Raw genomic sequence first — 22,790 nt, forward strand, 5'->3', positions numbered from 1 at the left:
TGAAAGCGCCATCCACAGGTCACACAGTCAAATGTGGCGAGGGGGGCTGGTGCTGGCCCCTGACGATTATACACTGATTTTCAACGATGATTCTGAGCGGGGGCCGCGTAAGTTTCGGGCAGGGTGCGTGTTCTACCCTGGGGTCCTTCGGAATCGTTTTCAGTAGTTTCCGGTTCAGGTGTCCGAGTGACCCGGCGGTTCGCCGGGCGCCCGTATTCATTCCGGTCAAGAAGGTGATGCATGAGCCTCATGGAAATCGAAGTCGAACGCCAATCCAACCCGGTCGATATGATCGAGTTTGTAGCGGCGACCAATGACTGGTCGTTCGAGCGTTCGGGCGAAGACGAAATCGCAATGACCGTCGAGGGGCGCTGGGCCGACTACCATGTCTCCTTCTCCTGGATGGAGGAGTTCGAGGCGCTGCATCTGGCTTCCGCCTTCGATCTGAAGATCCCTGAAAACCGCCTGAACGAAGTCATCAAGCTTCTGTCTTACGTCAACGGGCAGGTGCTGATGGGCCACTTCGACCTGTGGCGGAACGAAGACGTCGTGATCTTCCGTCAGTCTCTGCTGCTCGCCGGTGGCGCAGAGCCGACCAATCGTCAGGTCGAGGTGCTTCTCTCCTCCGCTGTCGATGCATGTGAAGCCTATTACCAGGCCTTCCAGTTCGTCGTCTGGTCCGGCATGGACGCCAAGAGCGCCATGGATGCCGTCCTGTTCGAGACGGTCGGAGAAGCCTGAGCATGACGAATGCCGCATTCGGACAGATCGTCCTCGTCGGTGCTGGCAATATGGGCGGCGCGATGCTGGCCGGCTGGCTGAAGAGCGGTGTGCCGGGGAGCGCCGTCACGGTGCTCGACCCGGGTCCATCCGACAAGATGATGGCAGCGATCAGTGACGCCGGTGCCCGGCACTTGGTCACGCCGCCGGAAGGTCTGACGGCTGATATTCTTTTTCTCGCCCTGAAGCCGCAGGTCATGGACGCGGTCCTGCCGGGCCTCAAGTCTCTCGTCGGGCCGCAGACGACGGTGGTTTCCGTTGCCGCCGGCAAGACCATCGCCTCGATGGAAGGCCATCTCGGCAAGGCAGCCATGGTGCGCGCCATGCCAAATACGCCGGCCATGGTTGGCCGTGGCGTCACTGGCGCCTTTGCCAATGCTGCCGTCTCCGAGGAGCAGCGCGACGTCGTGCATCGTCTTCTTCAGGTGTCCGGCCCGGTCGAATGGGTCTCGAGCGAAGCCGACATCAATGCCGTGACCGCCCTTTCTGGTAGCGGACCGGCCTATGTCTTTTACCTCGTCGAATGCATGGCAGAGGCAGGCCGGAAAGCGGGCCTGCCGGCGGACCTCGCCATGCGCCTCGCACGAGAAACGGTCGCGGGGGCTGGTGAATTGTTGCACCAGTCCCCCGACCCTGCCTCGCAATTGCGCAAGAACGTGACATCGCCTGGTGGGACGACGGCTGCTGCGCTCTCTGTGCTGATGGCTGATGATGCGATGCAGCCGCTGTTCGATCAGGCGATCGAGGCGGCGCGCAAGCGGGCCGAGGAGCTCGCCCAGTGAGCGGGACCGAAATCACCTTTGCCGACTTCGAGAAGGTCGACATTCGCGTCGGCACGATCGTCGAGGTCGAGACCTTTCCGGAGGCGCGCAAGCCGGCCTACAAGCTGAAGATCGATTTCGGCCCGGAGATCGGCATCAAGAAATCCTCGGCGCAGATCACCGTGCATTACACGCCGGAGACGCTGATGGGACGCCAGGTGCTTGGGGTCGTCAACTTTCCGCCTCGCCAGATCGGACCGTTTCGCTCGGAGGTTCTTACGCTCGGATTCGAGGACGAGAACGGCGCCATCGTGCTTGCGGCTGTCGAGCAGCCGGTGCCGAGCGGCAAGAAGTTGATGTGACGAGGGGCCCAAGGGCCCCTTTTTCTTGGTCTGAACAATCTCAGACGGGAACCCGGATGATGGCGCGCAGACCGCCGAGCGGGCTGTCTTCGAGCGTGACATTTCCGCCGTGGCTGCGGGCGATGTCGCGGGCGATCGCAAGGCCGAGCCCCGTACCGGAGGCGTCGAGGTTGCGGGCTTCATCGAGGCGATAGAAGGGCTTGAAAACATCGTCGCGCGCTTCCTTCGGAATGCCCGGGCCGTCGTCGTCGAAGACAATCACCAGCCACTTGGCCGTGTGCCGGGCGTCGATGTCGAGCCTGTGTGCGTAACGTCGCGCGTTGGAGGCGAGGTTGGTCACCAGACGCGTGAAGGCGTTGGGACGCACATGGACCAGCGCCTCGCCTTCCAGTGTCCAGGAGAAGGCGCGGTTGTGCAGGCTGAAGTCAGCGGCGACGCGTTCGAAGAGGTCGCGAAGATCGAGTGTACCGACGTCTTCCTCGACCTCTCCCTTGGCAAAGTCGAGATAGCCTTCGAGCATGCTCTGCATGTCGTCGATGTCCTGGTTGAGGCTGTCGATTTCCGGCCCGTCACCGGCGAGCGCGAGCTGCAGGCGAAAACGCGTCAGGATGGTGCGCAGGTCGTGGCTGACGCCCGCCAGCATGGCGGTACGCTGTTCCATCTGACGTTCGATGCGCTCACGCATCAGGATGAAGGCAAGGCCGGCGCGGCGCACTTCGTCTGCTCCGCGCGGCGAGAAGTCTTCCGGCGGGCGCTGTCCCTTGCCGAAGCTTTCGGCGGCGTTGGCCAAGGCCATAATCGGGCGGATCTGGCCGCGCAGGAAGAGAATGGAAATGGCGATCAGCACCAGCGCCGTCGAGACCATCCAGACGATAAAGATGTGGGTATTCGAGGCGTAGGCGGAATTGCGCGGCGCAAAGATGCGCAGGGTTTGGTCGTCAAGGACGACGCGGATCTCGACGAGGCGAGATGTCCCCACCGTGTCGATCCAGAAGGGACGGCGGATCTGCGCGGCGATTTCGTCCGAGAGGATCTGGTCGAGAATGGAGAAGAAGGGGCGCGGCCGGGGCGACGGCAATTCCGTGCCAGGCTCCAGGGAGACCATAAGGTTCAGGCGACTGGCCGCGACGTTGACGATCTTGTCAAAATCCTCGCGGTCCGGATAGAGCTCGATGAGCTCAATGACGGCCGCGATATCGCGGGTAACCGCTGCGGACAATCGTTCCGTCACCAGCTGCCAGTGGCGCTCCATGAAGACGAAGGCAACGACCGTCTGCAGGATCAGCATCGGCAGGATGATGATCAACAGCGAGCGGGCATAGATGCCGGTCGGCAGCCGATGACGCAGCCAGCGGAGAGAGCCCTTCAGGCCGGTCGCCGGGCTGCGGTCGTGATCTCGCCGGATCTGATCGAACAGCGTCATATGCTACACTTCCTCGGCGCATCGCGCGCCGTTGCCGCAGCCTCAGTCCATGCTGAGGCGATAACCGATGCCGCGCACCGTCTGCAGCCAGACGGGGTTGGCGGGATCATCCTCGATCTTGCGCCGCAAGCGATTGATCTGGACGTCGATCGTGCGCTCACCGACTTCCGCGTCATTGCCGACCAGTTCGTGGCGCGGGATCGTATCGCCGGCCCGCGTCGCGAAGAGATACATGATGTCCTGTTCGCGGTCTGTCAGGCGGATGACCTCCGCACCTTTGCGCAGTTCCTTGCGCAGGACCGAGAAGGTGTAGGGACCGAACATGACCTGCTCGATCTTTGGTGCATCGGGGTTCATGTTGCGCTTGAGAATATTGTTGATCCTGAGCACCAGTTCCCGCGGATCGAAGGGTTTGGCGAGGTAGTCGTCAGCACCGGCTTCGAGGCCCGCAATGCGGCTGTCGGCCTCCGAGCGGGCGGTCAGCAGAATGACCGGCGCGCGCTTGTCGTCGGAGAGGCTCTGGGTGAGCGAAAGGCCGGATTCGCCCGGCATCATCACGTCGAGGACGAGGAGGTCGAAGATCAGGCCTTCAAGCTTGCGGCGCGCCTCGGCGGCATCGGCAGCGACGGAAACGCGGAAGCCTTTTTCCGTCAAGAACCGATGCAAGAGGTCGCGAATGCGCGTGTCGTCGTCGACTACAAGGAGATGCGGGGCGTCGTCGGTCAGCTCGATCTTCTTCGACACGTCAGTCTGCTCCATCCGTTTCGAGAGGCTGGGTCACGGTCTGTTTCTGCATGCCGTCGAGGAAACGGCGCACGGTCGCGCGCTCATCCGATGTCATGCCCTCCATCGCATGCGCAATGCGACGGGATTGGGGATCGGAGAGCGCCAGCGACAGTTCGCGCCCGGCAAGCGTCGGGTAAAGACGGCGCTGGCGGCGGTCGGCGGGACCCGCCATCTGCCTGATATAGCCGCTGTCGATCAGTTCCTTCAAAACCCGGGCCAGGCTCTGCTTGGTGATCTGCAGGATGCCGAGCAAGTCGGCAACGGTCATGCCTGGACGGCGGCTGACGAAATGCACGACGCGGTGGTGGGCGCGTCCGTAACCGAGCTTGGCAAGGATGGCATCCGGATCGGACACGAAATCACGATAGGCAAAAAACAGGCTTTCGATGGTTTCGAAGTCGATCGACTTGTCATCGACCACCGGCAGGTCCGGCAGGATCTTCTTGGCAGTCTTCGTCGCAGACTGTCGGGCCACGCTCGTCATTCCTTTCCTCCGGCGCAGACGCTAGCGCCATCGCCGGTTACTACCCTCATCGCCCAGGGGCGATGCTTTCCCGAAGGCTAAGCCGCATGGAGCGACTAACCGTTCTTCCTCGTCTCCCTGACGGGGATTGCCGGCAAAACTATGCGCAAGTGTAGCAAATTTCCAACAAATTTACGCTGACCGCACAGGTTAGGCGACGGTCGGGAAACCTATGGCCGCCACGCTCGTTACCACTGCACTGATCAATCACAAGTTCCGGACAAGCAGCTTCGGCCAGGCTTTGCCGAAGGAGAGAGGATTCGCGCCATGATGAACCGTGACCGTACCGCCCAGATTACTGCAAGCCCCAGCCTTCGTCCCGTTGCGATCTTCGTGTTCACCGCCAAGCTGATGGTGGCGAGCTTTCTCGTTGCCCAGGCTTCCCTGCTTCCGGCGTCCCCTGTCTCTCAGGTCTACGGCCTGTCCCGTTAAGCCTAAACCCTGTGAGTTCGTCGCGGTTTCTCTCTTCGGTCTGGCATGATAAGGCGCATGTCGATCACGATCAGAAGGATAGCGAGCCCATGGGACAGATACAGGCGGGCATCATCCCGGTTACCCCTTTCCAGCAGAATTGCACGATCCTGTTCGATGATGAAACGCGCGAGGGCGTGATCGTCGATCCGGGTGGGGATGTGGATGTCATCCTGCAGGTGATTGCGGAGAATGGACTGACCCTCAAGGCGATCTGGCTGACGCACGGGCATCTGGATCATGCGGGAGGTGCTGCCGAGCTCAAGGAAAAGACGGGGCTGACCATCATCGGGCCGCACAAGGACGACCTGCCGCTTCTGCAGCGCATCGAGACGCAGGCGGCGAGCTACGGCATTTCGGGATTGCGTAGCGTGCTTCCCGACCGATGGCTCGAAGACGGCGATACGGTCAGCTTCGGCGATCATACCTTCGAGGTCTATCACTGCCCGGGTCACGCCCCAGGGCATGTCATCTACTTCAACCGCGACCAGAAGTTTGCCCATCTCGGCGACGTCTTGTTCAGCGGCTCGGTCGGGCGAACCGATCTGCCGGGTGGCGACCACCAGACCCTGATGAACTCGATCCGCGACAAGGTCCTGCCGCTCGGGGACGACGTCGGCTTCATCTGCGGCCACGGACCCGGGAGCCGCATCGGCGACGAACGCCGATCCAATCCCTTCATCCAGGGGCTCTGAACGAGAAAAAGCGCCGGGTGACCGGCGCTTTTGTCATTCTGCGGTGCGGTTACGGTCCTCAACGGGCCGTGCAGAAATGGGTTCTGCCGTCATAGCCGACGAAGGTGCCGGTCCGCGGGTTGAAGCTGCGATAGCGCTGCGAGCAGTAGTCATACCAGGCGCCGGTCCAGGGCTCGACGCCATAGGACTGAACCACCGGGCGCGGCTGCTGGTAAACTGGGCGCGGGCGATAGGTATGGCGCGGCGGCGGCGGATAATCATCGACGTAGTAGCCGGGCTCGTCATAGACCGAGACGGGGCGATCGATATAGACGCGGCGCTGCGGCGGCGGGCTTGCGAGTGCGGAGCCGACGATCATTCCGGTTGCGAGACCGATGACGCCCAGTGCCAGGGCATCGTCGCTGCGGTGGCGATAATGGCGGTCGCCGGCTTCGGCCTGGCTTGCCGCGGCGATCGGCGTCAGGGTGACTGCAGCCGCGAGAAGTGCGTGTTGCGCGAATTTCATCATGACGTCGTTCCTCGACCTTGCGAAATTACCTGAGCCGGTGTGGCTGTTCGGGCCGTCGGCGATGATCGCAATCTAGGAGGCTTTGCCTGAACGCAGGCTGAACGAAAAAACCCGGCATGAATGCCGGGCCGCAATTCGTAGAAAACCGGGTAAAATCAGCCGGAGATCTGCAGGTTTACGGCCTTAGGGCCCTTGCCACGGCGATCGGGTTCGGTGTCGAAGCTGACCTTCTGGTTTTCGGTCAGGCCCGACAGGCCCGATGCCTGAACGGCGGAGATATGGACGAAGATGTCCGCGCCGCCATTGTCGGGCTTGATGAAGCCAAAGCCCTTGTCGGTATTAAAAAACTTTACAGTGCCAGTCTCGGCCATGCGTCAGGTCCTTTTCTCTCTGCCCATATTCGGCGGGGCAGCATTGCAATGTACCCGCAAGCGGGTGAGCGACAGGCATTTGTCGAAATTAGAGGAAAGGGGCCCTGTTACCGCAGTCTAACTCCCGACGATGTTTCCATCCTGTCAAGTTAGCCTGCCCGGGGTTGTTATAGCGTCCCCGGCGCGCACTCATTTATAGGTCTTCCCATGCTCGCAAAATTGCCCGAACGCCCGAAGATTGCTTGGTTTGTCGGAAATTGGCAAGCGAAAGTTTTAACCCTGTCCGGGGCGAGACTCCTTTGTTTTCAGTGTGAATGGAGTGATTCGTTACCGTCGCAAGGCCTCGTCACGCCATTTCGAAGAAAATTTGCATCGCTTGCGATGGAGATTGAGGTAAAACCCCTCTCGAACACGGAAATTTGCGGGTGAAAATTTTCCGTGTTCGACGGTCTCGCATCCTGCGGGGGCCAAGCTTGTCAGGCAAATTGGCCCCAAACATGGGGCAAATGCCCGGCGGATAACAGGTTCGCGGCGTTCCTCAACTCTGGCCAGCACGGGTAAGGCGTAGAAGCTGTCCATCCTCTTCGTCGGTCACCAACAGGATGGAGCCGTCTGGCGCGACCTTCACGTCGCGAATGCGGCCGTAGTCGCCTTGCAGAATGCGTTCTTCTTTGCCGATCGAGCCGTCATCGTTGCGCTCGATGCGGGCAATCAGCTGATATTTCAATGCGGCGACCAGGAAGTCGCCTTCCCATTCCGGGAACATGGCGCCGCGGTAGATTGCTAGCGCTCCCGGCGCGATCGACGGGTCCCAGTAGTGAAGCGGCTGCTCGTAGCCATCGGCAGTCTGACCGATGCCGATTTCGGCGCCGGAATAGTGCTTGCCATAGGAGATGACCGGCCAGCCATAGTTGTTGCCTGCTTCGGGTGCATTGATCTCGTCACCGCCGCGCGCGCCATGTTCGACGGTATAAAGCCTGTTATCGGCGGGATCGATGACGATGCCTTGGGGATTTCGGTGACCGCTGGACCAGACTTCGGGAAGAAGTTGCCCGCTGGGGTTGGCGGAAGAAGGGGTGCCGTCGGCATTGATGCGGATGATCTTGCCGGCGTGATCGGCCTGATCCTGGGCGCGGTCCGGTTCTCCACGATCGCCGATGCCGAAAAACAGGCTGCCATCAGCGGCGACAGCGATACGGGATCCAAAATGCTGGCCGGCGCCAGTCAGCTTGTTCATGAGAAAGATCCGACGGACATCCTCGAGGCGTCGTTCGTTTGCGCTCAGGCGCGCGGAGAAGACAGCCGTGCCCTGTCCACCCGGACCGGGGGCGGCTGCGGTAAAGAAGAGGCGGCGGCTTTCGGCGAAGTCGGGAGAGAGGGCGAGGTCGAGCAGTCCACCCTGGCCAACGGCTGCGATCCTCGGCAAGCCGCCCAGCGGACGACCGACTTCACCATCACGAATGATGCGCATGCGGCCGGGACGCTCGGTGACGATGAACGCCCCATCCGGCATCACTTCAACAGACCAGGGGTTTTCGAGGCCCTTGGCTATGCTGGCGACCTCGATGGTGACGTCTCCGGCCCGGATCTCCCGGGGCTCTTCTGCCAATGCGGACGTCGCAACCGATATGGCAAGGACGGGCACGCACAGCCGTGCGATTCTGTCGAAGGGGTTCAGCATCATCATCTCCTCACAGCCATCGATTGCTCGTCGAGAAGATGGGGACTGAAATGCAGCTGGCAAGGCGTTTCACAGCCGGCGCCCGCCTCATGACGTAGTTTTGAAGGCGAAGTGTGCAGCTGGCGTCGGCATTCCAGATCCAGATGTTCGACCTGCCGCTTACCGCTGATCGCTGTTTTCGCCTTGGACGATTTCCTGCCATCCGCGCTTCCAAAGGGCGAAGCCGCCGGCTGCCATGACCGTGAAGCAGGCGAAGAGGAGAATTATCAGCACATGGCGCTCCTTCTGCGGGAGGGGCAGGTGCTCAACTGCTGAGGTCGGGACATCGACCAGTCGGACAGGGGCCGCTGGGACGATGCTTCCGGTGGTCAGGCGATCTGCCGAGACGGTGGAAGCCGACGGGGCCACGATGACCTTGTCCTGGCTGGGCGGCGAGGCGGCACCGGGGCTTCCGAACATGAAGAGAGCCAAAGCCAAGCCGCTGGCAGCGGCGAGCCAGGCCAGTGAACGGCTTCGCCTTGAGGGTGGCGTGCATGCTTCCAATTCATAATCCATGACAGGCACCTTCATTCTTGTCCTGACCGCATGAAACCGTGTGATCGCGTCGTCATGGCGACGAAATTGTGGCGTTTCCCAACTCGAATTGTGATTTCGGCGGTGCTTGGGAAATCGTGCCCACAGACGCATTGGAATGGTGACGCAAATCTCTTGCGCCATCCGTGCTTTTGGCTTGAAAGGCCGGGGCTCTTTCGCCATAGAGCTTGGACCTGAGGCCCCGGAGAGCGGGGTCGATGTTCAATCAGCTCAGGACCTGCACAATGGCTTTCCTTGCCGACGCCCTTTCCCGCATCAAGCCTTCCGCGACCATCGCCGTCACGCAGATGGCCCGGGAACTCAAAGCGCAGGGGAAAGACGTCATTTCGCTCTCCGTCGGCGAGCCCGACTTCGATACGCCGCAGAATATCAAGGACGCGGCCGTTGCCGCCATTGCTCGTGGCGAGACGAAGTACACCCCAGTCGCCGGCATTCCGGAGCTGCGCAAGGCGATCGCCGACAAGTTCAAGCGCGAGAACGGTCTCGACTACAAGCCGGAGCAGGTGATCGTCGGCACCGGCGGAAAGCAGATTCTTTTCAACGCCTTCATGGCGACGATCAATCCGGGAGATGAAGTGATCATACCCGCGCCATTCTGGGTCTCCTATCCGGAAATGATCGCGCTGTGCGGCGGCACGCCGGTCGCTGTCGAGACGACGATCGAGAACAATTTCAAGATGACCGCCGAGCAGCTGGACAAGGCGATCACGCCGAAGACCAAGTGGTTCATGTTCAACTCGCCGTCCAACCCGTCGGGTGCTGCCTACAGCCGCGAAGAGCTGAAGGCGCTGACCGACGTGCTGATGAAGCACCCGCATGTCTGGGTTCTGACCGATGACATGTACGAACACCTCGTGTTCGGCGATTTCGTCTACTACACCCCGGCCCAGGTTGAGCCTGAACTCTACGAGCGGACGCTGACCATGAACGGCGTGTCCAAGGCCTATGCGATGACCGGCTGGCGTATCGGCTATGCAGCCGGCCCGCTGCCGCTGATCAAGGCGATGGACATGATCCAGGGCCAGCAGACGTCTGGCGCCTGCTCGGTTGCCCAATGGGCGGCCGTCGAAGCGCTGAATGGTCCGCAGGACTTCATCACGGAATCCAAGAAGGCTTTCGAAGAGCGCCGTGACCTCGTCGTCTCGATGCTCAACCAGGCGTCCGGCATCGTTTGCCCGAAGCCGGAAGGCGCCTTCTATGTCTATCCGTCGTGTGCTGCGCTGATCGGCAAGACCGCCCCGTCGGGCAAGGTCATCGAGACGGACGAGGACTTCGTCATGGAACTGCTGGCGACCGAAGGTGTCGCGACCGTTCACGGCTCGTCCTTCGGCCTTGGCCCGAACTTCCGCGTTTCCTACGCGACCTCGAATGCCAAGCTGGAAGAGGCCTGCAGCCGCATCCAGCGCTTCTGCGCTTCGCTGAAGTAAGCAATTTTCTGGTTCAAACCAGAAGAAAAGGGCCCGCGTTGCGGGCCCTTTTACTTTGACAATAATGATCAACCCTTGGTCAGCTTGATGATCGTCGAGTTGCCGCCGCCACGCTGTTCGGTGACGGCGTAGACTGCGCCATCGCGACCAACCTTCACGTCGCGGATACGCGCATCGAGATCAACGCGCTCCTCGAACTTCACCCGGTCGTTCTCCATGTGCAGCACGACCACGCCCTGGCTGACGAGACCGCCGACGAGGAAAGCGCCCTTCCATTCGGGGATAGCGTCGGCATCGTAATAGGCCATGCCGGAGGGCGCGATGACGGGGTCCCAATAATAAACTGGCTGTTCGGTGTCGGCCATCTGGGTGATGCCGTCGCCCACTGCGGCGCCACTGTACTCGACGCCGTAGGTGACTTCCGGCCAGCCATAGTTTTTGCCCGCCTCCGGAAGGTTCAGCTCGTCGCCGCCCTTGGGGCCATGCTCTACCGTCCACAGTTGGCCCTCACCGTCAATCGTGGCTGACTGGAGGTTACGGTGACCAAGCGACCAGATTTCCGGCTGGGCGCCGTCCTCGCCGATGAAGGGGTTGCCTTCCAGGGCTTCACCCGTCTGGCTGATGCGGAAGATCTTGCCAAGGCCGCTCTGCAGGTTCTGGGCCTGAACGCGAGGCTCGGCATCGGAGCGCTCTCCGACCGTCACATAGAGCTCACCTTCCGGACCGAAGGCGAGACGGGAGCCGAAATGCTTGTTGCCGTCATAGCCCGGGGTCTGGCGGAAGATCACGGTGACGTCTTCGAGGGCGCCGCCGCCCTGGTCGTCGGCAACGAGGCGTGCAGAGGCAACCGATGTGCCGTTGCCGTCGTCATCCCGAGGTTCGGCGAAGGAGAAGAAAATCCTGCCCGAGCTTTCAAAGTCGGGCGCGAGAGCCACATCGAGTAGCCCGCCCTGGCCATCGGCCAGGACTTCCGGAACGTTTGCAATCTCGGGGCCGGCCGTGCCATCAGTGCCGATGATATGCATGGCACCCTGCTTGGCGGTCACAAGCATGCGGCCATCGGGCAGGAATTCCATCGCCCAGAGATGCGGCAGGCCCTCGGCAACGACTTCGGTCTTGATGTTGACGACTTCCGGTGGCTGCGGGGCTCTTGTCTGACCGGAAAAGGCCGGTTCCTGGTTCGGGGCGTTCGGTGCCTGGGTCTCGACTGGCGTTCCGGGCTGTTGGGCAAAGGCCGGAAGGGAGACGAGGCTGACGCTCAGCATGGTTCCGGCAAGAATGTGGGGTATACGCTTCATCAATTCCTCCTGGTCGAATGATTGGACCCGTTCAACGCCTGAAGTGGTCCGAAAGCTCCGCCTCGGTAGAGCGTGCCAGATCAAGTTCTCTTTATCGGATGGTGAGGAGAGGTCTCATCCGCAACGAGAGAGCGGGCCTGGTGGCCCGCTCTGACGGTTTTTGCTCATGCCGGAGTTTTGATCCAGCTGCCGACATAGGGTGCGTTGGCGAAAACTTTCTCGCGGTCCCGCCACAAGGCCGGCAAGGCGAGGATGGCGAGCGCGCCGATGGTGACGGCCGTCTTGGTCAGCTGTGACAGTTCCGGTGTCCGGGCGTCGATGTAGTAGACCGCATAGACGATCAGCACGTGCCAGACATAGATCTGCAGCGAATGCCGGCCGAGCAGCTGAAGGAAGTTCAAGGTGAACAGGCTCGTGAGCGTCGAAGCGATCTTGCGGATGACCGCATTCTCATGGCGCGGGCCGGCGATCAGGATCCAGGCCATGCCATAGGCCACGGCTGCGAAGTTGATCAGATAGACCGGTCCGAAATCGGCGCGGACTTCCATCAGGCCGAATTTTTCGAGCACGAAGCCGGGCATGAAGCCGTGCGCGGTTGCGATGCGGAGTGGCAGGAAGAAGAGTGTGACCGCAAGCGCCGTCCAGGCAAGCGTCGTGCGCTTGGGGTCGAAGACCTTCTGCCACTCGATCTTCTTCATCGAGGTCAACGTACCGGCGATGATGCCGGCGAAGAAGACGATCTGCCAACCTAGCAGGTTGAAGGACACGCGCAGGCCCTCCTTGTCCGGCGCACCAGCTAGCCAGGCATCGAGCGGATAGGTGACGATGCGGTGCAGGCCGAGCTGGGCGGCCAGCCAGACCAGGAGCGAGCCGATGGCGACGCCGAGCCAATGGCCGCGCAGGCAAAGCCAGATCACGACGGGGGCGAAGACCATGTAGGCGATGTATTGCGGCAGGATGTCCATGAAGGTGGGCTGGACGAGGAATGTGGCGACCGGCGCGAGCGAGCTCGGATCGAGCAGGCTTGCGTCACCCAACCAGTTCTTCCAGGCTGTGACCGCACCCGGCAGGACCAGCTGCAGGGCGAGCACGATCAGGACGATCGCCATGGCGTAGCGGTAGAGTTCCAACGCGCGGGACCAGATCTTGTCGCGGCCGACCGTATAGCCGTCCTTCATCATCTTGCGGCTGTAGACCATGCCGGTCAGCAGGCCCGACAGGAAGACGAAGCCTTGGGCATCTTCGACGAAGGCGAGGTTGCGGTGGTTGATTTCGACGAGCCAGAGGCCCCCGGTGAATACCAAATGGTTGATGAGCATGAAGACGAGGAAGTATCCCCGCATGCCATCGATCACGTCCAATCTCTTCACGTTCGACTCCCGAGTTGGCCCCCTGGTCACCCGCGGCGGCGATCATCGTCCGCATCATGTTGACAATGCGGCGGGAGGCCCAGTCGGGGCCGATCCGTGCGGAGGGAACGGCGGTTTTTGACAAAAGTTCCGAGCCTGATTGCTCATGGAGCCGTGGTCGGATGCCGCAGTCAGAGCTGATCATGCGTGTTCAGGGACCGCGGAAGGCGAGCATGATGAAGGTGGCGAAGAGGACCAAATGGGTCATGCCTTCGATCGCGTTCGTCTCGCCATTGTTGAGATTGATCGCGGCTGCGATCAGGGGCATGGCGACCATGGTGGTCTGGACCTGCGTCGTCGTCCTTCCCCGTCCGATCGCTCGTCCGTTTGCGCCGGGGCCGTTTTGATGGAATACTCCTTCTCAGCCTAGGAGGAGAAGGCCATGGTGAAGATCATCTACGAGATCGTTCCTCATGATGGCGGTTGGGCCTATCGGCTCGGTGGCGCCTATTCGGAAGCGTTCCCGACCCATGACCAGGCCCTTGAAGCCGCACGCATCGTCATGCTGGAGCAGCAGGTCGGCGACGAGCCGGTGACCATCAGTTATCAGGATGAGACAGGACGCTGGCGCGAGGAATACAGCGATGGCGGCGATCGTCCGGAAGTCGAGATCGTCGATACCTTTGTCGACGAACAGAGACCTCCTGCCTGATGGCCCGTATAAGAACGTGATTCTTTTCAACCGTTTAAGGTCGTTCATTCACGTCGTGAGTCCACTTGTCTTGGTGGCGGCCGGAGCGTCGCGAGACAGCCTCTTCCAGTCGTTGAGGCCGGAAACCAAAGCATCGAAGGTGGCGCGATAGCGCGGCACGGCCTTCAGATTTTCGTGCATCACAACGAAGGTTTCGAGCGATATATCGAGTGTTCCTGGCAGGACTTCCACGAGGTCTGGTTCGCGGGCTGCGATGGCGTGCTGGCACATGCCGATGCCGAGCCCGGCACGGATGGCGGCGAGCTGGACCAGGTTGCTGTCGGCGCGGAAGTCGAAGCCGATGCCAGCCAGATCCTGCCGCTCCTTGAGGATGTCCCTGATATAGGCGAGCTGCCTGTCGAAGCCGATCAGGCGGTGTCTTGCAAAATCGCTCAAGGCGGTCGGCAAGCCGTGGCGGTCCAGATAGCGTCGGTGGGCGTGAAAGCCGAGCGATAGCTTGCCGATCCGCTGGCTGAGCAAGGCGGCCTGTCTGGGCTGGACCATGCGAATGGCAATGTCTGCCTCCTGCTGAAGCAGATCCTCAACCGCATCGGAGGCCGAAAGCTCGATTTCCAGCCCCGGATGCTTCTCCTGTAGCTGGGCGAGGATGGGGGGCAGAGTTTCGACTGCTATCACCTCGCTGGCGCTAATGCGCACGGTGCCGCGTACCGCCTCCATGTCGCCTGACGCAATGCGCGCGAGAGCCGACGACATCGCGGCCATGCCAAGCGCATGTCCCTGCATGGCGCGCGCCTTTTCCGTGGGCAGCAGACCCTGTGGGCTGCGCAGGAAAAGCGGCGCGCCAAAGGCCTGTTCCAAAGCCTCGATATGTCGGCCGGCCGTGGGCTGGGTCAAACCCAGTCTGCGAGCGGCGGCCGACAGCGACCCGGTCTCGAGGACGGCGAGAAAGGTTCGGTAGTGATCCCAGCTGATTTGATCGATGGTCATTCATATCTGTATATCGACTGAACGTTCTTTGGCAATTCTGCATATCGTTAGTCGCTGTCACACTCAGTCCAGTTTCAATCACAGGAGATGAGCATGACAGAGATAGGGACAATGACATCGCTGGAGCGACCGCTTGCACTGGTGCTCGGGGCAACGGGCGGCATCGGGGGAGCGCTGGCAACAGCTCTTCTGCAGCGCGGCTACCGCGTTCGTGCCATGCACCGCGCACCGGAGCGCCAAACATCTGCTCGTCCGGCTTACGAGTGGGTGAGGGGTGACGCAATGCGGGCCGAGGATGTCTTGCGGGCGGCGGAAGGCGCAAGCATCATCGTGCACGGCGTCAATCCACCGGGCTATCGGAATTGGGGCGAGCTCGTCCTGCCTATGATCGACAACACGATTGCTGCCGCCCGGGTGGTCGGGGCGCGCATCCTGATGCCGGGGACGATCTATAACTTCGGCCGCGATACCTTCCCGCTCGTGGCCGAAGACAGTCGGCAGGAACCGGAAACGGTGAAGGGCCGCATCCGGGTGGAGCTCGAGCGGCGGCTGGAACAGGCGGCGGCGGAGGGCGTGCCCGTGCTGATCGTTCGCGCCGGGGACTTCTTCGGGCCTGATGCCGGCAACAACTGGTTCGCACAGGGTCTTGTGCAGGCGGATAAGCCGGTGCGCTTCGTCGTCAATCCCGGACGCAAGGGTGTGGGGCATGCCTGGGCCTATCTGCCGGATGTTGCCGAGACCTTCATGCGGCTGCTCGATCGTGCGGACGCATTGCCGAGTTTCGCCCGCTTTCACATGGACGGATTCTACGATCAGGATGGCATGCAGATGGTCGCGGCAATCGGCCGAGCCGTGGGGCGGGAGCGCACGCTCACCATCGGGTTTCCCTGGCGTCTGGCGGGACTTGCCCGGCCTTTCATGCCCCTGATGCGGGAACTGTACGAGATGCGCTATCTCTGGCGCGAAACAATCAGGCTCGACAATTCTCGTCTCGTCGAATTCCTTGGGGAAGAGCCCCATACGCCGATCGATGGCGCGGTCAAGGCGACATTGCGGAGCCTCGGCTGCCTGACACAGGCCGAAACTGCGGCTAGGGGTGAGCCGGTGCTGCGTCTTGCGGGAGGTGAGCAATGAGCTGGGCTGTGGTTGCTGCTCCGATTGCGGTGCTTGTCTTCAGGGGGCTCGCGGTCACCGTGCTCGCAGGGGTCGTCGTCCAGTTCTTCCTTGCGGGCATGACGGTCTTCGGCGCCGCGATGGGCTGGGATGCGCATGCGGCGACGGGCGGGGCCTTGGGTGTGCCCTTGATCGGGCTCTTCCTGATATCCCTGTCTCAAGGACTGCGCGCATACCGCGGTATCGCCGGCATGCTGTTCGCCCTCTATCTCGCCCAAGTGATGCTTGCCGCACTTGGTGGCGCACTGCCGCTTCTCGGGGCGCTGCATCCGGTCAACGGTCTGGTGATGGCGCTGTTCGCTCTTCAGCTTGTCAGACGCTTGAAGCCTCACAATCGAGGTTCCTTCTAGTCCAGGGGAAGGGCGCCCGGTGTCGCGGGCGCCCCTTTTAGTGTCAGGCAAGCGCCGGATAGGTCGTGTAGCCTTCCGCGCCGCCGCCGTAGAGCGTGGCCTGATCCAGCGGGTTGAGGCTCGCATCTTCCTTCAGGCGGCGGACGAGATCCGGATTGGCGATGAAGGGGCGGCCGAAGGCGACGAGGTCGGCATAGCCGCTCTCGACTGCTTCGATCGCAGAGGCGCGGTCATAACCGTTGTTGGCGATCCAGGCACCCTTGCCGCCGGCAGCGCGGTAGGCGGCCTTCAGCGCCTTCCAATCGAAGGGCAGCACGTCACGCGGGCCACCGGTCGCACCTTCGATGACATGCACGAAGGCGAGGTCGAACTTGGCCAGCGCCTCGACGAGTGCCGTATAGACGGCCTTCGGATCGGGGTCGGAGACATCGTTCGCCGGGGTGGTCGGGGAAATGCGGATGCCGGTCTTCTCTGCGCCGATTTCCTTGGTCACGGCTTCGACGACTTCCAGCGTCAGGCGGATGCGGTTTTCGATCGAGCCGCCGTATTGATCCGTGCGCTGGTTGCTGTTCGAACGCATGAACTGCTCAAGCAGGTAGCCGTTGGCAGCGTGGATCTCCACCCCATCGAAGCCGCCTTCAATGGCAGCGCGTGCCGCCCTGCGGTAGTCTTCGATGATGCCGGCCAGTTCTGCCGTTTCCAGAGCACGCGGCTCGGAGGTCTCGACGAATGCGCCGGAACCATCGGGATTGAGGATATAGGTCTTGGACTGTGCCGCGATGGCGGAGGGAGCGACCGGGGCGCCGCCCTCGGGCTGCAGGCTCGTATGCGAGATGCGGCCGACATGCCAGAGCTGGGTGACGATCTTGCCGCCTGCTGCATGCACGGCGTCGGTGACCTTCTTCCAACCGTCGATGGCTTCGGACTTGTAGAGACCGGGAACGTCGGCATAGCCCTGCGCCTGATGGGTGATCGCCGTGCCTTCGCTGATGATCAAGCCCGCAGTCGCACGCTGGCGGTAGTACTCGACGTTGAGATCGTTCGGAACCGCGCCCGGTGACCGGTTGCGGGTCAGCGGCGCCATGGCGATGCGGTTCGAAACGGGGATGGTGCCGACGGATGTCGGTTCAAAAAGCTTGGACATGAAACCTCTCGGGAGTTTCCAATGATGGGAAGGTTCATCGGGGATCCCGATGTGGGGCCTTAGAGTGTTCCATTCAAGGTCTTGACGAACTCCGCGATGGCATCTTCATTGCGGCGATAGAGAACCCGCTGGCCGACACGCTTGGAACTGATGAGGCCCGCGCGCTGAAGGGTCGCGAGATGGGCGGAAACCGCGGATTGTGACAGGCCGGATCGCTCGAACTGACCGGCGCTAATGCCGTCGGTTGCGTCTTCTTTGGGCACCCCGAAGTACTCTTTGGGATCCTTGAGCCAAATCAGCATTTCCATGCGCGCCGGGTGAGCCAGCGCCTTCATCACGTCCTCTAGGAACATGTCCCCTCCAAATCGTCTGCATTTTCAGTCTGCTGCGGAGAGATCTCTGCCGTCGGGGCCGAGAGGCCCGGCGTCAGTTCCGCCAGACGCTGTAACGGCTCGAAGGATCTATTGTTCCAACGAAATAACAAAAAAAGAGGGCCACCGGAATAACCAGGGCCCTTTGAATTGTGAAGGTCAAAAACCTCCAGAGGGGAACAGCTGCTGCGGTGGAACTGGGAGGAAAAAGCCACCATGTGCATCAGCTGTGTGCGATATGGTGGTTTTTTGTGCAGTGAACAATGCATTTTTATGCATGTCAGGCATGCATGATGCGCAAGTCTGTGTGCGCAACCTACTAAAAGGGCAGCCGTCAGGCTGCCTTAGAAGTTCCAGTTGCGGGCCTTGGCGACGATGAAGTCCCTGAATGCCTTCAGCTTTGCGGCGTTCTTGATCTCGTCGGGATAGCAGAAATAGGTGTCGAAGGAAGGCACGTCGGCACTGGTGACCAACTGCAGCAGACCCGGATCGCGGCCGACGATGTAATCCGGCAGCATGGCGATGCCGATACCGAGCAGGCAGGCACGCTTGATCGAGGTCAGACTGTTGATCTGCAGATGCGGCATGCGCGGATTGTCGGAGGAGCGGCCGGCGACTTCCAGCCAGTTGACGTCCAACAGGTAATTCGGTGCCGGTTCGCCGAAGGTGATAATCCGGTGGTTGTCGAGATCCTCGATGGACTGCGGTTCGCCGTAGCGGTTGATGTAGGACGGTGCCGCATAGACGTGCATATGCACCGTGAACAGCTTGCGCTGGATGAGGTCCGATTGCTGCGGCTGGCGGAGCCGTATTGCGCAGTCGGCATGGCGCATGTTGACGTCCAGTTCCTCGTTGTCGAGGAGCAGCTGGATCGACATGTCTGGGTAGAGCTGCAGAAATTCCTGCACCTTGTCGGTCAGCCAGCCCTGGCCGAGGCCGACGGTGGTCGTGACCCGCAGCTTGCCGGACGGCTTTTCAGTCGTCTCGGTCAACTGCATCTTTACCGTCTGCAGCTTCAGGAGAACGTCATGGGCGGTGCGATAGAGCAGTTCACCCTGTTCGGTGAGGATCAGGCCGCGCGCATGGCGGTGGAAAAGCTTGACGCCGATGTCCTGCTCCAGGGAGGAGACCTGGCGGCTGATCGCCGACTGGGACAGATGCAGCTTGTCGGCCGCGTGGGTGAAGGACCCAGCTTCGGCGGCCGCATGAAAAATGCGCAGTTTGTCCCAGTCCAGCGGCATGCCGCCCCCTCTCATGGCGGCTATTCCGCGGCTTGTTGTGTCTCGACGGGCAGGGCCGAGAGGAAACGTTCGGCCTCGAGCGCTGCCATGCAGCCCATGCCGGCGGCGGTGATCGCCTGGCGGTAGACGTCGTCGGTCACGTCACCGGCGGCAAAGATGCCGGCCACGTCTGTTGCGGTCGAATCCGGCGCGGTCCAGAGATAGCCGTTGGACTTGAGCTTCAGCTTGTCCTTGAACAGTTCGACGGCCGGCGCATGGCCAATGGCGACGAAGACGCCGTCGATCGGCATGTCGGTGACGGCACCGGTCAGCGCATCCTTGAGCCTGACGCCGGAGACGGACGGCGGCATCGGCGGCTTGGCCGGGGCGCCGGTGATTTCCTCGACTGTCGTGTTCCAGAGGACGCGGATGTTCTCCTTGGCGAAGAGGCGTTCCTGCAGGATCTTCTCCGAACGGAAACTGTCGCGGCGATGCACGACGGTGACCGACTTGCAGATATGCGAGAGGTAGAGCGCTTCCTCGACAGCCGAGTTGCCGCCGCCGACGACGATGACGTCCTTGTTGCGATAGAAGAAGCCGTCGCAGGTGGCGCAGGCGGAAACGCCGAAGCCCTGGAAATGCTGCTCGCTCTCGATGCCGAGCCACTTGGCCTTGGCGCCGGTGCAGATGATCAGCGTGTCAGCGGTCCAGACCTGGCCGCTGTCGGTCTTCACGGTGAACGGACGGTGGCTGGTGTCCACTTCGGTGACGAGATCGCTGACGATTTCCGTGCCGACATGGACCGCCTGATTGAGCATCTGCTCCATCAGCCAGGGGCCCTGGATCGGATCGGCAAAGCCCGGGTAATTTTCCACATCCGTGGTGATCATCAGCTGACCACCCTGTTCCATGCCGGCGATCAGAACCGGCTTCAGCATGGCGCGGGCGGCGTAGATTGCAGCGGTGTAGCCGGCAGGGCCGGAGCCGATGATCAGCACCTTGGTGTGGCGGGCAGTCATGTCGCTTCCTTTCAATGCGCGGTCTTCGTCTTCGATCGGGGGTATCAAGCGCAGGCAAGCCCGACCGTTGCGCAACTGTCGCCCATTTAGGATCGAAGCGACAAGCAATTCAAGGCATGGCCCGGCATTAGCAACAGAGCTTTGCGCGTCCACGCAATAATTGTGCGTGAACGCGGAGGATTCTTGCCAATTACGTCTGAAAGAGTAGATATCGCACACATCTTCAAAAGGATCGACCGTGCTCAAGGTAGAACTCGACGCCATCGACCTGCGCATTCTGAAAGAATTGCAGCGGGACGGGCGCATGACCAATGTGGAACTCTCCGAACGTGTCGGCATTTCGGCGCCGCCCTGCCTGCGCCGGGTGCGCAAGCTCGAGGAGGCCGGCGTGATCGAAAGCTATCACGCCGTTCTAAATGGCAGCCGGCTGGGCTACGATCTCGTTGCCTTCTGCATGGTGGGATTGAAGCACCAGTCGGAAGCGAATCTGAAGGCCTTCGCGGCGGCGACCGACAGCTGGCCGATCGTCCGTCAGGCCTGGATGGTCAACGGTGACAGCGATTTCCTGCTGCATTGCGTGGCGGAAAATCTGACCCGTTTCCAGGACTTCGTCATCGAGGTGCTGACGGCCAATGAACATGTCGACACAGTCAGGACGATGTTGACGATCCGGCAGGTGAAGAAGGTCGGTCTGGTGGAGATCTGAGCGGCCCGCTCAGAAAGGTTTCAGCGCTTCTGCCAATCTCGTGCGGAAGCCTGTGTCGATCTCGACGAAACGTTGGCGCGCAGCACTGCCCAGCGCCTGTTTTTCTGCGACGTCCATTGTCAGCAGGTTCTCGATGATCTTTTCCATCGCCTCGAGATCAACGAGATAATTGGTGCCGAGATGTCTGGGCTCCGTGCGTCCATAGGGAATGAGAATGCCGCAATCGGCGGTCACGTGCTCGTTCATCGGCGGGCCGTCGGTGGTGACGGTGACCGCCCCGACGGAGAGCGCTTCGACCAGATGATGGCCCCAGCCTTCGGAGCGAGACGGGCAGAGGTGGATCCCGCAACTATTTTGCCATTGCCTGAGTTCGGCATCGGTGATGTAGCCGCTGACCACACGGATATTGGTGATCCCGGCGGCCTTCGGATGCGGATCGCGCTGGACCAGAACCAGTTCCGGCCATTCCGGATGACGGGACCACAATTCGATCACGTCTTCCGTGCCCTTCAGCGTGCTGCCGCCGGCCAGATGAAAGAAGCTGTTCCAGTTTCTGGCAACGCTCTCGTCGAGCCGGTCTTCCGAGGTGAAGCCGACATAGGCAGTGGGAGCGCCGAGGCAGCGGAAAATCTCTTCGGCATGTCGGCTCTTGGCCAGAACCAGGTCAATGCCCTTCAACCGGCCAATGTGGCGGCGCGGGAAGCGCTCCTGGTTCGGGCAGAGCAAGTTGAACCTGCCGGCGCTGAACCAGTGCGGAAAGGCGCGTTCGATATGGATGATGGTTTTGGCCTGCTTGCGGCCGAGGATCCGGTCGAAAAACTTTCTTGCCCGAATGCCTTTTGTTGCCACACCCTCGGAGCGGCCGATGGAGGCCAGTGCTTCGATCAGCAGCGACGTGTCGCGTGTCAGCCCGAAACTGTTGTCCTTGTTGACAATGAGGATGTCGAGCAGATCGCGGTCGGCCATCAGTCAAACTGTTCCGGATGTTGCGGGCTTGGGGCGGGCACTTGCCTGGGGCAGGGTAGTCCCGAGCAGGCTTGCATAAACGTCGGCCAGCTGATCCGCTTCGCGTTCCAGCCCGAAAGCCGCCTCGACATGTTCGCGCCCGCGTCGACCGGCCAGTATCGCCTTTTGTGGTTCGAGAAAGGTCGAGATTGCGTCGCGCAGGCGATCAAAGTCGCCGGCCGGCACGACGGAGCCGGTCTCGCCTTCGATGATCATCTCGGCATAGGCGCCGGCGTCACTTGCAACCACGGCGGTGCCTGAAGCCATGGCCTCGAGCGGCGTCAGGCCGAAGCCTTCGTTGCGCGAGGGAGCGACGTAGAGCGTCAGACGGCGATACCACGGCTTGATGTCATCGACTTCGCCGAGGAAACGGATGCGGTCTGTCAGGCCGGCGGCTGCGATGTCGGCCTTCAGCTTGTCTGCAAAGGCCGTGTGTTCGGCGGTGATCCGGCCAGATATCACGGCCGTCCATTCCGGATTGCCCGGAAGGAGTTCGATCATGGCCCGGACGAAAAGATCCGTGCCCTTCTGGTGGCGCACCCGGCCGAAACATCCGACCAGATGCCGGCCCTTCAGATCTTCGGGAAGGCTCGTGTCGAGCTCGTCCGACGGATGGAACAGCTGAAGGTCCACGCCGTGGCGAATGACGCGATGCGGGACCTTGAGAAAAGAACCGGACTTTCCATTCGTCGCTACCACGCCGTCCATCTTCGAGATGAGCCAGCGGGTGTAGCGGCTGTGATGCCTTTGGGCCGCAGACGTGAAGAGCAGCTTCAGCGGCATGCGGAAGATGTTGCGGAGGATCAGGCCCACCAGCATCTCGTTGTTGCGACGGGCATGCCAGACGCGGGCAGGGGTAGCGTTCGGCCGCTTCCAGAGGCCGGGTAGCTCGGCCCAGCGCATTTTCGGCAGGTGACCGGGCAGGCCGGGACCAAGCGTCAGGATGCCTAGACCCTGGCGCCTTTGTTCCGGCACGAGCTGGATCACGGTCGATGTCACGCCGGAGAGGCGCCGCTTGAAATGCGGCGCAATCACCGTGATGTCGTCGAGGGATTGCGCCACAGAGGAGCCCTT

26 protein-coding genes and 1 pseudogene are annotated in these 22,790 nt (G+C 61.5%); 10 read left to right on the top strand and 17 right to left on the bottom strand.

Annotated features, from left to right (window positions below):
* The first annotated feature begins 240 nt into the window (after positions 1-240).
* Genes SJY08_RS04655 through SJY08_RS04665 form a run of 3 tightly spaced genes read left to right on the top strand, consistent with a single transcriptional unit; the run spans position 241 to position 1,903 of the window.
* On the top strand, positions 241-741 hold the full coding sequence (locus tag SJY08_RS04655) for a YbjN domain-containing protein (protein ID WP_006725585.1): 501 nt from the start codon (positions 241-243) through the stop codon (positions 739-741).
* Between the two features lie 2 nt (positions 742-743).
* Positions 744-1,562: a pyrroline-5-carboxylate reductase gene (proC, locus tag SJY08_RS04660; protein WP_377274852.1), complete on the top strand. Its 819-nt coding sequence runs from the start codon at positions 744-746 to the stop codon at positions 1,560-1,562.
* The gene (locus tag SJY08_RS04665; RefSeq protein WP_377274853.1) at positions 1,559-1,903 is read left to right on the top strand and encodes a tRNA-binding protein; all 345 of its coding nucleotides are present in this window, start codon (positions 1,559-1,561) and stop codon (positions 1,901-1,903) included. The genes proC and SJY08_RS04665 overlap by 4 nt, the downstream gene beginning before the upstream one ends.
* Before the next feature lie 40 nt (positions 1,904-1,943).
* Here the strand turns inward: SJY08_RS04665 and SJY08_RS04670 are convergent, their stop codons facing one another.
* Genes SJY08_RS04670 through SJY08_RS04680 form a run of 3 tightly spaced genes read right to left on the bottom strand, consistent with a single transcriptional unit; the run spans position 1,944 to position 4,596 of the window.
* The gene (locus SJY08_RS04670; protein WP_153762510.1) at positions 1,944-3,326 is read right to left on the bottom strand and encodes an ATP-binding protein; all 1,383 of its coding nucleotides are present in this window, start codon (positions 3,324-3,326) and stop codon (positions 1,944-1,946) included.
* A 42-nt stretch (positions 3,327-3,368) separates the two neighbouring features.
* Positions 3,369-4,070 (bottom strand): response regulator, encoded by a 702-nt coding sequence (locus tag SJY08_RS04675; protein WP_377274854.1) that lies wholly within the window; start codon positions 4,068-4,070, stop codon positions 3,369-3,371.
* 1 nt (position 4,071) lies between these two features.
* Complete coding sequence (locus tag SJY08_RS04680) at positions 4,072-4,596, bottom strand: MarR family winged helix-turn-helix transcriptional regulator (protein WP_076394660.1); 525 nt, start codon at positions 4,594-4,596, stop codon at positions 4,072-4,074.
* Between the two features lie 306 nt (positions 4,597-4,902).
* On the opposite strand from SJY08_RS04680, the gene SJY08_RS04685 reads away from it, so the two are divergent.
* Entirely contained in the window at positions 4,903-5,067 is a 165-nt protein-coding gene (locus tag SJY08_RS04685) for a hypothetical protein (protein WP_153762508.1), read from the top strand.
* Positions 5,068-5,156: 89 nt separating this feature from the next.
* Positions 5,157-5,801, top strand: a complete 645-nt coding sequence (locus SJY08_RS04690) for an MBL fold metallo-hydrolase (RefSeq protein ID WP_054151527.1) — start codon at positions 5,157-5,159, stop codon at positions 5,799-5,801.
* A gap of 58 nt (positions 5,802-5,859) precedes the next feature.
* Here SJY08_RS04690 and SJY08_RS04695 read toward each other — a convergent pair whose 3' ends face one another.
* From SJY08_RS04695 to SJY08_RS04710, 4 genes are all read right to left on the bottom strand, one after another.
* Complete coding sequence (locus SJY08_RS04695) at positions 5,860-6,309, bottom strand: BA14K family protein (protein ID WP_069043714.1); 450 nt, start codon at positions 6,307-6,309, stop codon at positions 5,860-5,862.
* Between the two features lie 155 nt (positions 6,310-6,464).
* The gene (locus tag SJY08_RS04700; RefSeq protein WP_006725577.1) at positions 6,465-6,680 is read right to left on the bottom strand and encodes a cold-shock protein; all 216 of its coding nucleotides are present in this window, start codon (positions 6,678-6,680) and stop codon (positions 6,465-6,467) included.
* A gap of 538 nt (positions 6,681-7,218) precedes the next feature.
* Complete coding sequence (locus SJY08_RS04705) at positions 7,219-8,367, bottom strand: PQQ-dependent sugar dehydrogenase (RefSeq protein ID WP_377274855.1); 1,149 nt, start codon at positions 8,365-8,367, stop codon at positions 7,219-7,221.
* A gap of 153 nt (positions 8,368-8,520) precedes the next feature.
* Positions 8,521-9,117: a hypothetical protein gene (locus tag SJY08_RS04710; protein WP_377274856.1), complete on the bottom strand. Its 597-nt coding sequence runs from the start codon at positions 9,115-9,117 to the stop codon at positions 8,521-8,523.
* Positions 9,118-9,179: 62 nt separating this feature from the next.
* Between SJY08_RS04710 and SJY08_RS04715 the strand changes: the two genes are divergently transcribed.
* Positions 9,180-10,382: a pyridoxal phosphate-dependent aminotransferase gene (locus SJY08_RS04715; protein ID WP_069043717.1), complete on the top strand. Its 1,203-nt coding sequence runs from the start codon at positions 9,180-9,182 to the stop codon at positions 10,380-10,382.
* 68 nt (positions 10,383-10,450) lie between these two features.
* Here the strand turns inward: SJY08_RS04715 and SJY08_RS04720 are convergent, their stop codons facing one another.
* From SJY08_RS04720 to SJY08_RS04730, 3 genes and pseudogenes are all read right to left on the bottom strand, one after another.
* A complete protein-coding gene (locus SJY08_RS04720) occupies positions 10,451-11,680 on the bottom strand; it encodes a PQQ-dependent sugar dehydrogenase (protein ID WP_377274857.1) in 1,230 nt (409 codons plus the stop codon).
* A 164-nt stretch (positions 11,681-11,844) separates the two neighbouring features.
* Positions 11,845-13,050, bottom strand: coding sequence for an OpgC family protein (locus SJY08_RS04725; protein WP_377274858.1), 1,206 nt, complete (start codon positions 13,048-13,050; stop codon positions 11,845-11,847).
* Between the two features lie 190 nt (positions 13,051-13,240).
* Positions 13,241-13,384: pseudogene (locus tag SJY08_RS04730) on the bottom strand (calcium:proton antiporter); the annotation flags it as partial.
* Positions 13,385-13,471: 87 nt separating this feature from the next.
* On the opposite strand from SJY08_RS04730, the gene SJY08_RS04735 reads away from it, so the two are divergent.
* Positions 13,472-13,741, top strand: coding sequence for a DUF2188 domain-containing protein (locus SJY08_RS04735; protein ID WP_054151533.1), 270 nt, complete (start codon positions 13,472-13,474; stop codon positions 13,739-13,741).
* Between the two features lie 48 nt (positions 13,742-13,789).
* Here the strand turns inward: SJY08_RS04735 and SJY08_RS04740 are convergent, their stop codons facing one another.
* On the bottom strand, positions 13,790-14,728 hold the full coding sequence (locus SJY08_RS04740) for a LysR family transcriptional regulator (RefSeq protein ID WP_377274859.1): 939 nt from the start codon (positions 14,726-14,728) through the stop codon (positions 13,790-13,792).
* A gap of 93 nt (positions 14,729-14,821) precedes the next feature.
* Between SJY08_RS04740 and SJY08_RS04745 the strand changes: the two genes are divergently transcribed.
* Together SJY08_RS04745 and SJY08_RS04750 are read left to right on the top strand one after the other, a co-directional pair.
* Positions 14,822-15,862 carry an NAD(P)H-binding protein gene (locus SJY08_RS04745; RefSeq protein ID WP_377274860.1) on the top strand — a complete coding sequence of 347 codons (1,041 nt, stop codon included), beginning with the start codon at positions 14,822-14,824 and terminating at the stop codon, positions 15,860-15,862.
* The gene (locus SJY08_RS04750) at positions 15,859-16,251 is read left to right on the top strand and encodes a DUF6220 domain-containing protein (RefSeq protein ID WP_377274861.1); all 393 of its coding nucleotides are present in this window, start codon (positions 15,859-15,861) and stop codon (positions 16,249-16,251) included. The genes SJY08_RS04745 and SJY08_RS04750 overlap by 4 nt, the downstream gene beginning before the upstream one ends.
* Positions 16,252-16,294: 43 nt before the next feature.
* On the opposite strand, the gene SJY08_RS04755 is transcribed toward SJY08_RS04750, so the two are convergent.
* The 4 genes from SJY08_RS04755 to trxB form a co-directional block, all read right to left on the bottom strand.
* Entirely contained in the window at positions 16,295-17,395 is a 1,101-nt protein-coding gene (locus SJY08_RS04755; protein WP_377274862.1) for an alkene reductase, read from the bottom strand.
* Positions 17,396-17,454: 59 nt separating this feature from the next.
* Complete coding sequence (locus SJY08_RS04760; RefSeq protein WP_054151538.1) at positions 17,455-17,748, bottom strand: helix-turn-helix transcriptional regulator; 294 nt, start codon at positions 17,746-17,748, stop codon at positions 17,455-17,457.
* 362 nt (positions 17,749-18,110) lie between these two features.
* Complete coding sequence (locus SJY08_RS04765) at positions 18,111-19,007, bottom strand: LysR family transcriptional regulator VtlR (protein ID WP_054151539.1); 897 nt, start codon at positions 19,005-19,007, stop codon at positions 18,111-18,113.
* A gap of 20 nt (positions 19,008-19,027) precedes the next feature.
* Positions 19,028-20,005, bottom strand: a complete 978-nt coding sequence (gene trxB / locus SJY08_RS04770) for a thioredoxin-disulfide reductase (RefSeq protein WP_069043724.1) — start codon at positions 20,003-20,005, stop codon at positions 19,028-19,030.
* 238 nt (positions 20,006-20,243) lie between these two features.
* Here trxB and SJY08_RS04775 point away from each other — a divergent pair, with 238 nt between their 5' ends.
* Positions 20,244-20,711 carry an Lrp/AsnC family transcriptional regulator gene (locus SJY08_RS04775; RefSeq protein ID WP_377274863.1) on the top strand — a complete coding sequence of 156 codons (468 nt, stop codon included), beginning with the start codon at positions 20,244-20,246 and terminating at the stop codon, positions 20,709-20,711.
* 9 nt (positions 20,712-20,720) lie between these two features.
* Here SJY08_RS04775 and SJY08_RS04780 read toward each other — a convergent pair whose 3' ends face one another.
* Together SJY08_RS04780 and SJY08_RS04785 are read right to left on the bottom strand one after the other, a co-directional pair.
* Positions 20,721-21,677 (bottom strand): glycosyltransferase, encoded by a 957-nt coding sequence (locus SJY08_RS04780; RefSeq protein WP_377274864.1) that lies wholly within the window; start codon positions 21,675-21,677, stop codon positions 20,721-20,723.
* A gap of 3 nt (positions 21,678-21,680) precedes the next feature.
* Positions 21,681-22,778 (bottom strand): glycosyltransferase family 4 protein, encoded by a 1,098-nt coding sequence (locus SJY08_RS04785; RefSeq protein ID WP_377274865.1) that lies wholly within the window; start codon positions 22,776-22,778, stop codon positions 21,681-21,683.
* Between the last annotated feature and the right edge of the window lie 12 nt (positions 22,779-22,790).

The sequence above is a fragment of the Rhizobium sp. R86522 genome, assembly GCF_042466255.1.
In the GTDB taxonomy this organism is placed as follows: domain Bacteria; phylum Pseudomonadota; class Alphaproteobacteria; order Rhizobiales; family Rhizobiaceae; genus Allorhizobium.

Coding starts and splice junctions, on each gene's coding strand:
- SJY08_RS04655 (WP_006725585.1), top strand. CDS start 241: ATGAGCCTCATGGAAATCGAAGTCGAACGCCAATCCAACCCGGTCGAT.
- proC (WP_377274852.1), top strand. CDS start 744: ATGACGAATGCCGCATTCGGACAGATCGTCCTCGTCGGTGCTGGCAAT.
- SJY08_RS04670 (WP_153762510.1), bottom strand. CDS start 3,326: ATGACGCTGTTCGATCAGATCCGGCGAGATCACGACCGCAGCCCGGCG.
- SJY08_RS04680 (WP_076394660.1), bottom strand. CDS start 4,596: ATGACGAGCGTGGCCCGACAGTCTGCGACGAAGACTGCCAAGAAGATC.
- SJY08_RS04685 (WP_153762508.1), top strand. CDS start 4,903: ATGATGAACCGTGACCGTACCGCCCAGATTACTGCAAGCCCCAGCCTT.
- SJY08_RS04690 (WP_054151527.1), top strand. CDS start 5,157: ATGGGACAGATACAGGCGGGCATCATCCCGGTTACCCCTTTCCAGCAG.
- SJY08_RS04695 (WP_069043714.1), bottom strand. CDS start 6,309: ATGATGAAATTCGCGCAACACGCACTTCTCGCGGCTGCAGTCACCCTG.
- SJY08_RS04700 (WP_006725577.1), bottom strand. CDS start 6,680: ATGGCCGAGACTGGCACTGTAAAGTTTTTTAATACCGACAAGGGCTTT.
- SJY08_RS04705 (WP_377274855.1), bottom strand. CDS start 8,367: ATGATGATGCTGAACCCCTTCGACAGAATCGCACGGCTGTGCGTGCCC.
- SJY08_RS04710 (WP_377274856.1), bottom strand. CDS start 9,117: ATGGCGAAAGAGCCCCGGCCTTTCAAGCCAAAAGCACGGATGGCGCAA.
- SJY08_RS04715 (WP_069043717.1), top strand. CDS start 9,180: ATGGCTTTCCTTGCCGACGCCCTTTCCCGCATCAAGCCTTCCGCGACC.
- SJY08_RS04720 (WP_377274857.1), bottom strand. CDS start 11,680: ATGAAGCGTATACCCCACATTCTTGCCGGAACCATGCTGAGCGTCAGC.
- SJY08_RS04735 (WP_054151533.1), top strand. CDS start 13,472: ATGGTGAAGATCATCTACGAGATCGTTCCTCATGATGGCGGTTGGGCC.
- SJY08_RS04740 (WP_377274859.1), bottom strand. CDS start 14,728: ATGACCATCGATCAAATCAGCTGGGATCACTACCGAACCTTTCTCGCC.
- SJY08_RS04745 (WP_377274860.1), top strand. CDS start 14,822: ATGACAGAGATAGGGACAATGACATCGCTGGAGCGACCGCTTGCACTG.
- SJY08_RS04750 (WP_377274861.1), top strand. CDS start 15,859: ATGAGCTGGGCTGTGGTTGCTGCTCCGATTGCGGTGCTTGTCTTCAGG.
- SJY08_RS04755 (WP_377274862.1), bottom strand. CDS start 17,395: ATGTCCAAGCTTTTTGAACCGACATCCGTCGGCACCATCCCCGTTTCG.
- SJY08_RS04760 (WP_054151538.1), bottom strand. CDS start 17,748: ATGTTCCTAGAGGACGTGATGAAGGCGCTGGCTCACCCGGCGCGCATG.
- SJY08_RS04765 (WP_054151539.1), bottom strand. CDS start 19,007: ATGCCGCTGGACTGGGACAAACTGCGCATTTTTCATGCGGCCGCCGAA.
- trxB (WP_069043724.1), bottom strand. CDS start 20,005: ATGACTGCCCGCCACACCAAGGTGCTGATCATCGGCTCCGGCCCTGCC.
- SJY08_RS04780 (WP_377274864.1), bottom strand. CDS start 21,677: ATGGCCGACCGCGATCTGCTCGACATCCTCATTGTCAACAAGGACAAC.